Source organism: Paenibacillus vortex V453 (genome assembly GCF_000193415.1).
In the GTDB taxonomy this organism is placed as follows: Bacteria; Bacillota; Bacilli; order Paenibacillales; family Paenibacillaceae; genus Paenibacillus_AQ; species Paenibacillus_AQ glucanolyticus.
The window spans coordinates 46,265-60,699 of the sequence record NZ_ADHJ01000045.1 but is presented as its reverse complement, the minus strand read 5'-3'; the positions used below and the strand labels follow the sequence as shown (position 1 = coordinate 60,699).

At 50.0% G+C, this 14,435-nt stretch carries 14 protein-coding genes and 1 pseudogene; 10 read left to right on the top strand and 5 right to left on the bottom strand.

All coding sequences use genetic code 11. The features are described from left to right. Window positions 1–126 precede the first annotated feature (126 nt). Window positions 127–528, bottom strand: coding sequence for a secondary thiamine-phosphate synthase enzyme YjbQ (locus PVOR_RS24930; RefSeq protein ID WP_006212323.1), 402 nt, complete (start codon window positions 526–528; stop codon window positions 127–129). Between the two features lie 189 nt (window positions 529–717). Here PVOR_RS24930 and cysT point away from each other — a divergent pair, with 189 nt between their 5' ends. From cysT to PVOR_RS24910, 4 genes and pseudogenes are all read left to right on the top strand, one after another. Beyond that, complete coding sequence (gene cysT / locus PVOR_RS24925; protein WP_006212322.1) at window positions 718–1,533, top strand: sulfate ABC transporter permease subunit CysT; 816 nt, start codon at window positions 718–720, stop codon at window positions 1,531–1,533. After that, window positions 1,530–2,327 (top strand): sulfate ABC transporter permease subunit, encoded by a 798-nt coding sequence (locus PVOR_RS24920; protein WP_006212321.1) that lies wholly within the window; start codon window positions 1,530–1,532, stop codon window positions 2,325–2,327. The genes cysT and PVOR_RS24920 overlap by 4 nt, the downstream gene beginning before the upstream one ends. 1 nt (window position 2,328) lies before the next feature. Next, window positions 2,329–3,394: pseudogene (locus tag PVOR_RS24915) on the top strand (sulfate/molybdate ABC transporter ATP-binding protein). 30 nt (window positions 3,395–3,424) lie between these two features. Further along, entirely contained in the window at window positions 3,425–4,483 is a 1,059-nt protein-coding gene (locus PVOR_RS24910) for a sulfate ABC transporter substrate-binding protein (RefSeq protein WP_006212320.1), read from the top strand. A gap of 181 nt (window positions 4,484–4,664) precedes the next feature. On the opposite strand, the gene PVOR_RS24905 is transcribed toward PVOR_RS24910, so the two are convergent. Then, the gene (locus PVOR_RS24905; RefSeq protein ID WP_006212319.1) at window positions 4,665–5,282 is read right to left on the bottom strand and encodes a GNAT family N-acetyltransferase; all 618 of its coding nucleotides are present in this window, start codon (window positions 5,280–5,282) and stop codon (window positions 4,665–4,667) included. 186 nt (window positions 5,283–5,468) lie between these two features. On the opposite strand from PVOR_RS24905, the gene PVOR_RS24900 reads away from it, so the two are divergent. The 5 genes from PVOR_RS24900 to PVOR_RS24880 all read left to right on the top strand — a co-directional run bounded on the left by PVOR_RS24900 (window position 5,469) and on the right by PVOR_RS24880 (window position 10,373). Then, window positions 5,469–6,749 carry a serpin family protein gene (locus tag PVOR_RS24900; RefSeq protein WP_006212318.1) on the top strand — a complete coding sequence of 427 codons (1,281 nt, stop codon included), beginning with the start codon at window positions 5,469–5,471 and terminating at the stop codon, window positions 6,747–6,749. 112 nt (window positions 6,750–6,861) lie between these two features. Continuing rightward, on the top strand, window positions 6,862–7,890 hold the full coding sequence (locus tag PVOR_RS24895) for a TIR domain-containing protein (protein ID WP_006212317.1): 1,029 nt from the start codon (window positions 6,862–6,864) through the stop codon (window positions 7,888–7,890). Next, the gene (locus tag PVOR_RS24890; protein ID WP_006212316.1) at window positions 7,887–8,120 is read left to right on the top strand and encodes a hypothetical protein; all 234 of its coding nucleotides are present in this window, start codon (window positions 7,887–7,889) and stop codon (window positions 8,118–8,120) included. Before PVOR_RS24895 ends, PVOR_RS24890 begins: the two co-directional genes overlap by 4 nt. A 400-nt stretch (window positions 8,121–8,520) precedes the next feature. Beyond that, a complete protein-coding gene (locus PVOR_RS24885; protein ID WP_006212315.1) occupies window positions 8,521–9,306 on the top strand; it encodes an MBL fold metallo-hydrolase in 786 nt (261 codons plus the stop codon). A gap of 305 nt (window positions 9,307–9,611) precedes the next feature. Next, entirely contained in the window at window positions 9,612–10,373 is a 762-nt protein-coding gene (locus PVOR_RS24880; protein WP_006212314.1) for a TioE family transcriptional regulator, read from the top strand. A gap of 138 nt (window positions 10,374–10,511) precedes the next feature. Here the strand turns inward: PVOR_RS24880 and PVOR_RS24875 are convergent, their stop codons facing one another. Next, window positions 10,512–11,318, bottom strand: coding sequence for a Cof-type HAD-IIB family hydrolase (locus PVOR_RS24875; protein ID WP_006212313.1), 807 nt, complete (start codon window positions 11,316–11,318; stop codon window positions 10,512–10,514). Between the two features lie 36 nt (window positions 11,319–11,354). After that, a complete protein-coding gene (locus PVOR_RS24870) occupies window positions 11,355–12,257 on the bottom strand; it encodes a DMT family transporter (RefSeq protein WP_006212312.1) in 903 nt (300 codons plus the stop codon). Between the two features lie 284 nt (window positions 12,258–12,541). On the opposite strand from PVOR_RS24870, the gene PVOR_RS24865 reads away from it, so the two are divergent. Continuing rightward, complete coding sequence (locus tag PVOR_RS24865; protein ID WP_006212311.1) at window positions 12,542–13,252, top strand: metal-dependent hydrolase; 711 nt, start codon at window positions 12,542–12,544, stop codon at window positions 13,250–13,252. Window positions 13,253–13,370: 118 nt separating this feature from the next. Here the strand turns inward: PVOR_RS24865 and PVOR_RS24860 are convergent, their stop codons facing one another. Next, complete coding sequence (locus tag PVOR_RS24860) at window positions 13,371–14,375, bottom strand: lipoate--protein ligase (RefSeq protein ID WP_006212310.1); 1,005 nt, start codon at window positions 14,373–14,375, stop codon at window positions 13,371–13,373. Window positions 14,376–14,435 lie beyond the last annotated feature (60 nt).

The following is a 14,435-nucleotide window of genomic DNA, read 5'->3' as shown; positions in this document are numbered from 1 at the left end:
CGACCTAGCGTTGAAACGTCAATCATCTAATGAAATAAAACAGACAGGTCCACGCCCCCTAGCATGTGCCTGTCTGCTTTTTGTGCTTTTTAACTGTCTTTCCCGTGCCTGTATCCCTTTTTGGCATCAGCCCTCCATGATTTTCACGTGATACTGACGCTGCCTCGGTCCATCGAATTCGCAAAAATAAATGCCCTGCCACCTTCCAAGAAGCAGATGACCGTTCTGAATAATGACGGTCTGCGAAGGACCGCAGGTGATCGATTTAAGGTGGGAAGCGGTATTTCCCTCCGCATGACGATATTTGGGATGATTCCATGGAAATACTTCATCCAAAGACATCAGCACGTCCCGTTTCACATCGGGGTCCGCGTTCTCATTAATGGCAATTCCGGCGGTGGTATGCGGACAATAGATCAGCACGGTGCCTTGCTGAACCCCGCTTTGCTTCACGTGAGCAGCGATCTCCCTCGTGATATCCCTCATCTCGTCACGCCCTTGCGTGTTTAGTTCACCGGTATACAGCATGCAAATAACCTCCTCTATTTTTTCCATTTCTATTATTTTACCCGATAAAGTGCAAAAGATGGATTGACGATCGGATTCAGCATTTGGTAAAGTATGTGTAAAGTAAAACCAAGTATACAAATAGGAAATATAAAGATGGTTTGTGGAGAAGTCGACCGGAATACCATCCGGAGGCAGGAGGGATACGATATGACCACATGGATTCGTCATAAAGGTTGGACTTGGGGATTTCGAAGTACCGTGCTGCTTTATTTTCTTGCCTTGATCGTGCTGCCGATCTTTGGGGTGTACGTGCAGTCATTCTCTGCAGGATGGAGCCATTTTACAGAGAGCATATTGGATCCGATTGCCTGGAAGGCCGTGCTGCTTACAATCAAACTGGGCATAATCTCTACGTTCATCAACGTGCTTGTCGGAACGATGATTGCTTGGGTGCTCGTCAGGTATCGTTTTCCGGGAAGGACGCTGCTGAACAGTTTGGTGGATCTGCCCTTTGCGCTGCCGACGGCGGTAGGGGGACTGATGATATTGCTGCTGCTGGGACCGGGGAGTTTACTTGGCGGCCTGGCGGAGAAGTTTGGTTTCGAAATCGTGTTTCACCAGCCTGCTATCGTTATAGCCATGCTGTTTGTCACGTTTCCGTTCGTGGTCCGGGCGGTACAGCCGCTGCTGGAAGAGCTGGATCCGCTGGAGGAAGAGGCGGCTTATACGATGGGCGCTTCGAGGACGAGAGCTTTCTTCAAGGTCATTCTTCCCTCGATGCTGCCGGGTATCATCAGCGGGGGAATGCTCGCTTTCTCAAGAGCGCTGGCTGAATTTGGTGCCGTTGTGCTGGTTGCGGGCAATATTCCCGGAAGGACGCTGATTGCTTCGGTCTTTATTTTTGGCGAGGTTGAGAGCGACAACCCGGCTGGTGCAGCGGCGGTATCCGTTCTGCTCCTTACCCTCTCCTTCCTCATCCTCTGGGTGATTAATGCCGTACAGCAGAGGGGGAGACGAGCTTGAGACGATTGTGGATCGGACTAACGTATGCCGTATTTATCATTCTGCTAATCATCCCCTTATCCCGGATTGCAATCGGAGCGTTTGATAAAGGGCTGGATGGGTTTGCGGAGGGCCTGCTCAGACCTGAAGCCCTGCATGCTCTTATGATGACGGGTCTTATCGTTGTATTCGTTACGGTGTTAAATGCGCTGTTTGGCATCATGATGGCGTTGTATCTGGTTCGGGCGAATTGGCTTAGCCGGAAGATCAAAGGCATTCTGAACAGCATTGTCGATTTGCCGTACGCGGTTTCGCCGGTCATTGGCGGCCTGATGATTGTACTGCTGCTTGGACCGGACAGCATCATTGGCGGTTTTTTTGAAGGGATCGGGTTTAAGGTCGTATATGCGTTTCCAGGCATGGTGATTGCTACGCTCTTCGTCACGTTTCCGCTGATGGTCCGTGAGGTCATGCCCGTCCTGCAGGAGATCGGGAATGATCAGGAGCAAGCGGCAGCAACGCTGGGAGCTTATGGCTGGACAACGTTCCGAAAAGTAACATGGCCCTCCATTCGGTGGGCTGTGGTGTACGGTCTGGTGCTAACTGTCGCCCGCTCGCTGGGGGAATTCGGCGCCGTACTGGTGGTGTCCGGTAACATCATGAACAAGACGCAGACAGCAACGACGCTTGTGTATCAGGATGTAGAGAATTTTAATGTGGCTGCTGCCAATGGTGTCGCATTGGTGCTGGCAGCCTTCTCCGTTGGTCTCCTGCTGCTGATGGAATGGGCCAAAAAAAGAAAGGATGTGCATTGATATGCATGTGGAAGTTCGCGATCTGAACAAGCACTTCGGTACGTTTCATGCCGTAAAGAATGTCAGCTTTGAGATTGAGAAGGGACATCTGATTGGACTGCTGGGACCCAGCGGCGGTGGTAAAACGTCCATTCTGCGCATGCTGGCCGGGCTTGAGAATCCCGACTCCGGGCAAATTTCCTTTCATGGTCAGGTGGTCAATGATCTGCCGCCCCAAGAGCGTGGAATAGGCTTTGTATTTCAGAACTATGACCTTGTTTAAGCATATGACCGTATTTGACAACATCGCGTTTGGCTTGAAGGTGAAGAAGGCATCCAAGGCCCAAATTAAAGACAGGGTAACGGAATTGGTGGAGCTGACCGGGCTAAAAGGTTTCGAGAGCCGCTATCCGCACCAGTTATCAGGCGGTCAGCGCCAGCGTGTGGCCTTTGCCAGAGCGCTTGCACCGGAGCCGCAGCTGCTATTATTGGATGAACCGTTTGCCGCGATTGATGCAAAAATCCGTCAAGAGCTGCGTTCCTGGCTTCGCGAGCTGATCGAGCGGGTCGGCATTACGTCGATTTTTGTGACCCATGACCAGGATGAGGCGATTGAAGTAGCGGATGAGATTATGATTATTAATCAGGGGAGAGTTGAGCAGAAGGGTACGCCCTGGGATATTTATAAGGAACCGAAAACTCCGTTTGTCGCTTCATTCATTGGCGAATCTACGGTCATATCGAGTGCTGCCGAGCTGAAGGGATTTGAGGCAGCAGCTAATAAGAATGCAACGCGCGCACTTATTCGTCCGGAATATATCGAGATTGGGAGCGAGCATGACTTCAGCGTGCTGTCGGCAACCGAGACGGGCGTTGTCCGTCATCTGCATTTTCGCGGCAGTGAATGGCTGGTGGAGGTGGATGTTAAAGGACATAAGCTGATCACCTACCGTTCCCTGGAAAAGGAGACGCTGCAGCCGGGCCAGGAGGTTCGTGTCCTCGTTCACCGGGCTTATCTTTTCAATGACGACCACAGCTGGATTGAGGAGAACCGTCTGAAGGTTGATCCGATGCCGATTATGATCTGATTGTTTAATACTCCGAAGGGAAGTGGATTCATGCGGATCTTAAATATAAAACGCACCTCATTCCTGCTGGCTGGCATGGCGCTTCTCTTCAGTCTTCTCGTAGTAGGATGCGCCAGTGACGATCCGGCTGGTGAAGAAGTGACATCACCGTCAGGTGAGAGAACGCTGGTGCTTGGTGCTTACAGCGTCGTTAGAGATGCCATGTCCGAGATCATTCCCGCTTTTCAGGCGGAATGGAAGGAACAGACGGGCGAAATCATTAACTTTCAGGAATCATACGAAGCCTCCGGAACGCAGGCTCGTGCCATCACAGGGGGATTTGAAGCAGACGTTACGCTGCTCGCCATGGAAGGGGATGTAGACAAGCTGGTCAGGTCAGGGCTTGTGGACCCGGAATGGAAGTCTCAGCCTTACAGCGGAATGGTGACACGCTCCATTGTTGTTCTGGGCACCCGTGAGGGGAATCCAAAAGGGATACAGGATTTTGACGACCTGATGAGATCAGACGTGAAGGTGCTGTATCCGAATCCGAAAACCTCCGGCGGCGCACAGTGGGACATTAACGCAATCTATGGCGCAGGCTTGAAGCAATCGGAAGAGAACGGAAAGCGCGATCCTGCTCAAGCGAAGGCTTTTCTTGAAGCGGTGCACCGCAATGTGGAATCGCTGGATAAAAGCGGGCGCGCGTCCATGGCGGCGTTTGAATATGGGGTTGGGGATGTTATCGTTACGTATGAGAACGAGCTGCTTGCCCGAATCGCCCAAGGCGTCCAGTACGACATCGTTGTGCCGGAGCATACGATGCTGATTGAGAATCCCGCTGCAGTTGTGGAGCGATTCGCTGATAAGCACGGCAACCAGGATGTGGCGGCTGCCTTCGTGGATTACCTGCGTACTCCGGAGGCCCAGAACATATTCGTCAAATATGGCTTCCGCCCGGTTGAGGAGTCGGTGCTTGCACAGACCAAGCATCAGTTTGCTAACCCGCCGGGGTTATTCGACATTGAGTACCTGGGCGGATGGGATCAGGTACGAGAGACGCTTTATTCGAGGCGGGGCGTCTGGTATCAGGTGCTGGCGGGATTGTAATGCCAGTTGACATGGAATTCATGGGATACGTTGAATAAACAGATCCGCCATGATCATGTTTGAGTTTGCAGCGCCTATGAACATACCTTTATAAAAAAAACGAGCTGTCCCGGGAGACCCTGGGACAGCTCGTTTCATTTGTATGCTGATCCAAGGTGCGGATAATCGTCTGGCTGTGTCCCTATTCAGCATGTACTCCCGAAGTTTTTGTAGATGGGTCATTCGATGCGGTTACACAAGCTGCCTTTTGTGCTTCCCATTCCTCTCGCAGAATGCCCATACGAATGGAATCGTAGTAGACGCCTGCGTAATATCGGCACTTCCGCATGCGGCCTTCAAGCTGCATGCCAACCTTCTCTGCGCAGCGCATCATTCTCGGATTGCCGGACCACGTCGTAATACCGACCCGGGCAATGTTGAGATGCTGGAATAAACATTCAATCCACAGCGACAGTGCCTCCGTACCATATCCGCCGCTCCAATGGCTCGGATCGTAGATCAGGATGCCTGCTTCCAGCCAGCGCGAGGCTTCATGCTCCCAATAGAAGGTGACAATGCCAATCGTTTGTCCATTAGCTTCAATGAGCAGATCACCCGGGAATTGATCTGTCTCGAAATCCGCGTTCCATTGGGTTTCAAAAATCTCGTAGGAAATCTTCTTTAATGGAAAGTAGGGAGCGTCGAATTTTTTCCATTCCGGATTTTCCGTGCCATAGATCAGATTATATAGAACCGGTGTATCATCGGGCTTTCTGGATCGGAGCGTAACTTTACTGCCTTCAAGACGAATTTTTTGCATATGTAGAAGCTCCTTTCGTTCTGGCTGTCTTGGTTAATGATGGAGGATCCCATCTCTTTATTGTATCGGTGATGAAGTGGATTGCAACTAAATTTGGATAAATGAACCTTTATATGAAACATTAGGTGTATGGGTCCCGTCAATAGCAGATAGACAAAGAATATAATATTGAAGGGGGACAAGGATATGCGAAAAAGGCAGGTATTAATAGGTCTATGCTTGCTTCTCGGGCTTACGGCTTGCACTCAGGATGGTGGGTTACAGCAAGGGGAACCCCAAGGGAGCGCGCCACAGCAGCCCAAAGCGAAGGAATTGTCGGTCAATGAACGCAAAGAGGTATTAGGCAAGGTAGATATCGGCATGATGAACGCGCAAAATGCTTTTGGTTTACGATTGCACCAGGCGTTATCGGATAATCCTGAGTATACGAGTGATAATCTAATTATCTCTCCATACAGCATTACGCAAGCCTTGGCACTTGCCTATAATGGCACAGCCGGTGATACAGCAGCCGAGATGTCTGACATGCTTGGCTGGAAGGGCATGAAGACGGCTGATATCAACGAAGGGAACCGCCAGCTGCGGTCATTGCTGGAGAACGGGGGCGGCGTCGAGCTGAACGTGGCCAACTCCGTCTGGCACCGGCCAGGCCTCAAGTTGAAGGAAGCCTATTTGAAAGCCGTAAAGGACGGTTATGGTGCGGAGGTTGTGGAGACGGATCTGAAAAGCGGTGATGCGCTGAAGGCGATAAACAAGTGGGTATATGATAAAACCGGCGGTATGATTCCTGCCATCTATGAGGATCCACCAGGCGGTGTTGCGGTCTTGATCAATGCTATTTATTTTAACGGTGGATGGATGGATGAATTTGACCCTGCGCATACGGTGGATGAAGCATTCACGCTTGCTGACGGCAGCATTCAAAAAGTTCCGATGATGAAGCGGGAAGGACAGTATAGTTACAAAGAAGGAGAGTCCTGGCAGGCTGTTCGCATTCCTTACGGAGACGGCCGTATGCATATGCTGGTCATCCTTCCGAAGGTGTCCTCCTCCATGGATGAGCTGCATCAGCTGCTGTGGAAGGATACGTCCGTCTGGAAGGACGATTACTCGTTTGAGACCGTTCGACTTGACCTGCCCAAATTCAAGCTGGAACAGAGCTTCGAACTTCCGGATGCACTAAGAGGACTGGGAATGGTCAAGGCATTTGATGCAGGCGAAGCTGATTTTAGCAACATGGCTGAAGAAGGTGATGGATTTTGGATCGATCATGTCCAGCACAAAATCATTGTGGATGTAAGTGAAAAAGGGACAAAGGCCGCAGCGGTTACGGCGGTGGGAATAACGGAAAGTGCCGAGCCGCCTGCCCAGCCGGTCGTGATGAAGATCAACCGCCCTTTTTTCTTTGCCATTGAAGATCGGGACACAGGCACATGGTTATTTGTGGGGTCTGTTTTGCGACCTTAGCATATAATGTACCAACATGCGCCTGCCATTATTTTCACCCAAATATAGGCAACTTTGTTATAATGGTCGAATAAGACTAAAATGTATAACAAAGGGAGAATAGGATGTGCCTATGACCATACCGAAGCCGAATTTATTCATAGGTTCTTCCAGAGAGGCCATCAAGTATGCAAGGGCGATCCACGAACAGATCAAGCGATCCGCGCAAGTGACACCTTGGTACGGCGGTACGTTCGGGGCGAATATGTATACGATGGAAGCTTTGGAGAAGCAGCTTGCGTCCAGTGATTTTGGTGTGTTCGTCTTTTCTCCGGATGATGTGGCACTCATTCGAGGCAAACATGTATTTGTGACCCGTGACAACACGTTGTTCGAGATGGGACTGTACTGGGGAAGGCTTGGGCGACGAAGGGTGTACTGCATCATTCCGGATCAGGTGGAGCCAGACAGCATGTCTGTTCAGGATGTTATTGTTAAGGATTATCATCTTCTTTCCGACCTCCAGGGTATTACGCTGCTTGAGTATGAATTACGAAGCGATGACGATTACAAATCAGCCGTTGACGTTGCATGCGGACATATTCTAAATGCCATAGAAACCGAAGGATTCTACAACAACCCGAGCACCGTGATTGAGCAGAAGGATGCAGAGCTTCGGCGCAAGCAAAGCGTGCTGCATTTTTTCTGGGAATATAATCGAAATGTGCATGTGATCGATGAAGCTGAAAAATATCATGCACTGAGTGAAGCCGTCCGAAACTCCTTACTCCCGCCGGCTGCAGGGGACTTTAGGGTGACCGGTGCCGCTTTTTGGGGACGCAGAGATGAAGGCATTGCCCAAATTGGGGGTAATGTAGGTAGAGGAAGGTATTTCCCGTTCGACGGGAAAGAGGAACGCTCGCCAAGTAACCAGTCTATTTACGTGATTGATGTCTATAATAGTGGAAAATGGGCATTTTATCACGAAGAGGAAGTTGCGCAGGTGTATGTGTTCTGCTATCCTTTAGGAGTAAATCATGTATTGTCCGTTCATTTCACGGGACATGAGATTCTTTCGGATGAAGATCTCGCGGAGGTTGTCGAACAGAATCGTGAGCTGCTTCGTACCATCAGGCATTTAGTTGGAGGGGATTCGTCGTGAGCAGGAATGAGAAGAAGAGAACGTCAGGTCATCCGCAGGGGTCCACCAATGGCAGCTGGGTGGTTCGGGGACCGGTACCGATGATGAGTACGCTGAAATCAAGGAAGCGCTCGGTAAGGCGCCAGAGCAAGAACAGTGTATATGTGGGTCCTTCTGTGGAAGGTGTAGATAAGAAATACGTCAAGGTCATCAGCGGAGCTGTTGACGATAATAAGCCCTCATTTGCTTAATGAATTGCTATTCTTAGCGACATTATAGGATTGGGAATGACAAGTGACCGCTCGGATATGATCCGGGCGGTCTTTGTTTTTTCTCCTTGCACTTATACAATAAGGGGACCGGGTTTCTTAACAAGATGCCTCTAGCTTGTTTAAGGAATCTAACGAGGAATCAGGCTGTAAAATGCAGGTCGAGGAGAATCCTAATGCGGGTTCCTACTGCTAGAATCGGACTGGTCCCCTAGCGCTTGTTCAATCATGCTGATTTCAATCGAACTGGTTCGTCCTGCTGCTTCAGCATGCGTAGTTAATCTAATATGCTGCTTATCGTGATGAACCAGTGCCAGCCAGTCATACTGAAGAATGACCAGGTTTGATACCGATATGGGATTTCAATAAAAGAAAGTGGGGAATGCGTGTGAGCGGGGATACGTTAACTTTTTTGGGAACCGGGGATGCAATGGGCGTTCCACGGGTATATTGCGACTGCGAGGTATGCACGGAAGCACGGAATACGGGTGTGAATCGGCGTCTTCGCTCCTCGGTGATGGTGGAGTGTGGCGAAGCGTCTTTTATGATTGATTGCGGTCCGGACTGGCGCTTTATGATGGAAGGGCTTGGCAAGCGGAAGATGAGGGATATGCTGATTACCCATGCTCACTTTGATCACATCGGCGGTCTGCCGGAATGGAGCGATGCCTGCAGATGGCTGGGGGAGAAAGGTCGCTTATATGCTCCTGCCGACGTGCTTGAACAGATTGTGCGGCAGTATCCATGGCTTCCGCGGCAGATGGAGATGACAGCTGTGGATGACGGCATCACATTGGGCGGTTGGGAGATTTCCTGCTGGAAGGTGAATCATGGCAAGAACGGTTACTCCTACGCATACCGGCTCCAGAAAGGCGAGTATACATGGGTGTACAATTCGGATTCGATTAATCTGAGCCCGGCGGAAAAGGAGCCTTTAAAAGGCCTTGACCTGCTTGTCCTCGGGACAAGTTTTGTTCATGAAACCGCGATATTCGAGTCGCGCTCCGTTTATGATATGAAGGAAGCGGCACAGCTGCTGTCCGAGGTGAACCCGCGCCAAACGATATATACGCATATGTCGCATGACGTGGATGTCCGGAAAGAGCTGCCTCTGTCTGAAGGGGTAAGCGTGGCGATGACTGGGATGACTGTAGACTTGAGTAAATGAAAAAATGCTGATGATGACTCCGGGATGGAGTAAAATATATTCTTTGCTCTTTGGAGACTCTTGAGTTATGTGTACGTTCATCATGATCATCCTCCCGTTGTGTTCGAATAGAGTCAATTCATCTCTGTACCCACCAATATACAACATTGATGCAAGTGAGAAGATGTTAAGCACCAAACCCAAGCGATCCCGAGGAGTTCAATTCATAACCTTTCCGAGGTACTTCAACCTTTTAATTAAAGGTTTGCCAATGGCTTGCGATTCTGGTAAAGTAGGCTCTCAATCCCAATCGAGGAGGGAACGCCATGCATTACCTCAAGCCAAAAGATATTGCGAAGGAGCTGCAAATCAGTACCAGTGCTTTACGGCATTATGAATCTTGGGGAGTGGTGCCCTCTCCTGAACGTAGCGAGAACGGATATCGTTTATATACGCAGACTCATCTGGCCTACTTTCGGTGTCTGCGTGCCATGTTCCCCGGTTTCGGTTTTGCGGTGACTTATGAGGTGCTTCGCCACATCCAGAAACAAGAGATGGATGAAGCCTTCTGGCTTGCAAACGGGGAGCAGGTCAGGCTGCAGCAGGAGAAGAATATTGCCGATGAAACGCTTGCTCTGCTTGAGAATCCCGATCTTAATCTCATCCAGGAGAAAAAGCTCAAAGCCCACATGACGATCGGCGAAGCTGCCGAACTGACCAATGTGGAATCGTCTGCGATACGGCATTGGGAGAGAGAAGGGCTGTTAACCCCGGATCGAAATCCCGAGAATGGCTACCGGCTCTATACTCCATCGCATGTCCGGCAGATTTTGCTGATTCGTTCGCTTCGGAGAACCGTGTACTATCTGGAGCGAATTAAAGAAATTATCCAAGCCGTAGAACATCAGAGTATCGATCAGGCCAGGAAATTGGTGCGTGAAGCGCTGTCCATCATTCATCAGCGGAATCGCCAGCAATTCAACGGAATTCATAAGTTGATGGAGCTGTGTATCGAGGTGGGGCTGCTGAAATACAACGAAGCATCACTCCTGAAGCCGATTCTTACATTTGATACGGACCGAAAATGATACAGCGGAACGTGCTGCAAGCTTGCTATGCTCCAAGCGAATGTAATTAACCGCGTACAAAGGACTATATATCAACAAGTACAAGCCCCCATGGATCACCATGGAGGCTTATTACCGTATGTTTATTTTTTTCGTATGTTAACCGTTATTCAGCACGAATTTATCAATGACATGTTTCACGCCGTCCTCGTTGTTGCCAAGCGTAACGTAATCCGCAATCGCCTTAAGCGGCTCGATGGCATTGCCCATCGCGACGCCAAGTCCGGCTGCTTCCAGCATTTCGTGATCATTCCAGGAATCGCCGACAGCGATGGTTTCCTTCAGATCACAGCCAAAATGATCGGCCAGGAAGGTGAGGGCGTGTCCTTTGGTTCCTTCCTTATGCATGAACTCCAGAAAGTGCGGCTTGGATTTGGTAATATGCATTTCATCGCCAAGCAGCTCGCGGAACACAGGAATCAGCTCATCCAGATAGTCAGGATCGTCGATGATGAGCATTTTTGGAGTCGGCTTCTGAACCATGGTCATAAAATCAGGCTCAATATAATATGGCGTACGATTCAGGGCACAGTAATCAATAAGCTTCTGATTCTCTTCACGGGCATAGAGCTTGTCATCAATGTAGGTTTGCAGATGAAGATTGTGCTCCACACAGTATTCAAACAGCTTCACGGCAGCATCAATGGGAACGAAGCGTTCGTAGAGAACCTTCTCATCGAGCAGATTTTTAATCAAGGCACCTTGGTAGGTGATAATGGGAACGTTGAGTCCGGTCTGACGGGCAATGGCCTGGGCTGACGCATAGGCACGTCCGGTAGCCAGTGTCACAACGACACCGTGGGCGACCGCTTGCTCCAGCGCCTGCTGGACACCGGGGGTTACTTCCTTATCGTCATTGATCAGGGTATCGTCAATGTCGATGGCCATCAATTTGTAAGTTGTCATGGTTATCTCTCCTTTGAATCTATCTCTGTCTTATCTCTATTGTACCTTCTGTGGCGCAGACTTCAATTCCGCAATCATCATTCCTGCCAAAATACATAAACAACCGATGCCTCCGATGATTGTAAGCCGCTCCCCGGCAAACAGGATTCCGGTTAGCGCAGCGAATACGGGCTCAGTTGCGTAGATGATGGCTACACGGGAAGGCGTTGTATATTTTTGACAGACGGTTTGAATCCAGAAGGCGAAGGCGCTGGTGGGTCCGATGGATACAGCCAGTGCCCACAGGACGTTCGGCTGGGTCAACTTCTCCACGAGGTCGGACGTATTCCCGACATGTTCAGTCACCACGGAAGCGATCAAGCTGCATATTCCGACAACAGCCATCTGAAGCGCAGCCAGGAGCAAAGAAGGATAACGCCCGGCATAAATGCCCGTGTAGCCGATATGAAGCGCAAAACCAATGGCACATACCAGCACCAGCAAGTCCCCTTGATTCAGACGTATTCCCGATCCGGTGAAGGTCAGCAGATACAGGCCTGCTGCCGCAAGCAAGGCGCTGATCCAAGTGAATTTGGAGATGGCATGCTTTAATAAGGCGTAGGATATGAAGGGTACCAGCACAACGGACAAACCTGTGATAAATCCTGTATTGGATGTGGTCGTGTACAGCAGGCCGGCGGTTTGAAACGCATAGCCTATAAATAAAAAAAGACCCAGCAGACAAGCATGAACAAGCATTTTTCCGGAAATTTGCTTCCACTGGCTCCGATAAAACACCGTAATGATGAATGCCAGAAGCAAGACCGCTCCCAGAAAACGGACAGAATTAAAAGCCATCGGCGGGAGCACGCGTACCGCATGCTGGACGATGAGAAAGGTAGATCCCCACATCATAGCCACCACGAGCAGGCTGAGATCGGCGATTCGTGCGCGTTTCACTTATGTAGTCATCCTTTCCGAAAATGAGAAACTCCAACTCCTGATGAGAGTCCGTACAGTTGTCCCCGGCAGAAATCCGGGGCAAGTGATCAAATTGTATCCCATATCAGAGGATAGGACAACCATTTTTAACCCTAGCAAAAGTGGAAGGGCTAGACAAAAAGAGGATGATTTTGCTATACTTATGAACCGAACGTATATTCTCATGACCCTGGGCTTATCGGACGAAAGACCGGCATCTATCCCATAGTCAACACAGAGCTTTAGAAAGGAAGATTGTCATCATGATGGGGAGAGCTCATTTGATTATTAGCACAGGGGTTACTTTATCCGTAATGGGCATGAGCGGGGTGCCTGTCACATTGCCTGCTGCGGCTGTGGCCCTGGTTAGCGCTCTGCTTCCCGACATTGACGAACCCAACTCCCTGCTGGTCCGCAAAGCCATTCCTTCAGGCATGCTGAGGATACTTCAGCTCGCCATGATTGGCGCCGCTATATTCGTTGCATTCTATGGCAAGGAGTATGCGCCATGGAACATCGCCCTGGCCGGACTGATCGGGGTCGTGTCATACCTGCCAAGCCGGACGCTGCGTCATATCGTGATGTTTCTGATCGGTCTTGGACTGATATCCTTCGGGCAAAGCTTCAGCCCATGGAACACGATTGCAGGCAGCGTGCTGATTGCAGGTTCATTGGTGACCCATCGCGGGTTAACCCATACCGTCTATGCTGCCGTTGGATGGACAGGTCTGCTCTATTTTGCATCGCAGGGCAAGATCGGCGGGGAAAGCCTATGGTTTGCCGGAGGTCTGTCCTATTCCATTCATTTGCTTGCAGATGCCTTGACCAACCGCGGCATCCGGCCGCTGCCGCCGTTCAAATGGAGAATTAAATTTAAAATTATGAGCACGGGAAGCAAGTGGGGGCGTACAGTAGAGAATGTATGCATACTGTTGACGCTTATCCTGGTGTGGTATGTGTTTATGGCCTCGTGATGAATAGCTGTTATTATCGACGAAAAAAGCCTCGCACCTTTATGTGTTTTTTACCACACGGGGTGCGAGGCTTATTTAAATTTGGGCCGGAATCCAGTGACAGGATGCCTCAGACCTTCTATTCCTCAAGAAAGATGAGGCTGATCAGATCATCAAACTCCAGGTTGCCAAAATAGTGTTTGACGTTGATGTCTGACAGTGCGGTGCGAACGGCATGCTCTTCGTAACGTTTGCCGCGGAGCAGGTTTTCGATGTCAGCGACATCGCCTACACCGAAGAAGTCGCCGTAAATTTTAATCTCTCCAATATGTCCTTCACGGATATCCATGCGGATATCGATAATGCCCACTGGGAATTTCTTGGCATGCTTCACGTTGCTCTCAGGGGACAGTCCGTAGTTCCAATCCCAGTTCCGGTAACGCTCCTTCGAGATTTGGTTGATGATTTCCCAGTCCTTCTCCTGAAGCACATACTGCGGCACTTGGTCAGGCTCCATGCCAAAAATCGAGCGGAGCAGTTCAGCGCGGAACTGTTCAATGGTCATGTCGGTGCCGAGCAGCTCCTTGATGTTTGCAACGCGGCTGCGGACGGACTTGGTGCTCTTGGATTTGAATTTTTCCGGATTGGCATTCAGCGATGCCTGTACGTCATCCAGGTTCAGATCAAACATGAGTGTGCCGTGGCTGAACATGCGTCCCCGCGTCGAGAACTGGGCGTTCCCTGAAATTTTCTTCTCGCCGACCTGGAGGTCATTTCGGCCGCTGAGCTCAGCGGGCACGCCCATCTTTTGCAGGAAGTCGATGACCGGCTGGGTGAACTTCAGGAAGTTGTGGAAGGACTGCCCGTCATCCTTTGTAATAAAGCTGAAATTCAGGTTTCCGAGATCATGGTATACTGCGCCGCCGCCGGACAGCCGGCGTACAATCTGAATGTTGTTGTCACGAACGTATTCCTGGTTGATCTCTTCAATCGTATTCTGATGCTTTCCGTATGATGATGGAAGGCTTATTAATATAAAAGAGAAGGTACGCTCTCGTCCATCGACAAGTGCTTCAAGACATATTACTTCAATCGCTAGGTTAATGGATGGATCATGGATCCCCTGATTATCGATAAATAGCATAGTATCCTCCGTCGTCACAATTCAAAATGTGGTGCCACAAAGACTATTGTAAACCAATTT

Excerpts from the sequence above, each read along its gene's own strand:
- PVOR_RS24885 (WP_006212315.1), top strand. The coding sequence starts at position 8,521 with ATGCGTGTGAGCGGGGATACGTTAACTTTTTTGGGAACCGGGGATGCA.
- PVOR_RS24865 (WP_006212311.1), top strand. The coding sequence starts at position 12,542 with ATGATGGGGAGAGCTCATTTGATTATTAGCACAGGGGTTACTTTATCC.
- PVOR_RS24930 (WP_006212323.1), bottom strand. The coding sequence starts at position 528 with ATGCTGTATACCGGTGAACTAAACACGCAAGGGCGTGACGAGATGAGG.
- PVOR_RS24900 (WP_006212318.1), top strand. The coding sequence starts at position 5,469 with ATGCGAAAAAGGCAGGTATTAATAGGTCTATGCTTGCTTCTCGGGCTT.
- PVOR_RS24905 (WP_006212319.1), bottom strand. The coding sequence starts at position 5,282 with ATGCAAAAAATTCGTCTTGAAGGCAGTAAAGTTACGCTCCGATCCAGA.
- PVOR_RS24895 (WP_006212317.1), top strand. The coding sequence starts at position 6,862 with ATGACCATACCGAAGCCGAATTTATTCATAGGTTCTTCCAGAGAGGCC.
- PVOR_RS24910 (WP_006212320.1), top strand. The coding sequence starts at position 3,425 with ATGCGGATCTTAAATATAAAACGCACCTCATTCCTGCTGGCTGGCATG.
- PVOR_RS24860 (WP_006212310.1), bottom strand. The coding sequence starts at position 14,375 with ATGCTATTTATCGATAATCAGGGGATCCATGATCCATCCATTAACCTA.
- cysT (WP_006212322.1), top strand. The coding sequence starts at position 718 with ATGACCACATGGATTCGTCATAAAGGTTGGACTTGGGGATTTCGAAGT.
- PVOR_RS24875 (WP_006212313.1), bottom strand. The coding sequence starts at position 11,318 with ATGACAACTTACAAATTGATGGCCATCGACATTGACGATACCCTGATC.
- PVOR_RS24880 (WP_006212314.1), top strand. The coding sequence starts at position 9,612 with ATGCATTACCTCAAGCCAAAAGATATTGCGAAGGAGCTGCAAATCAGT.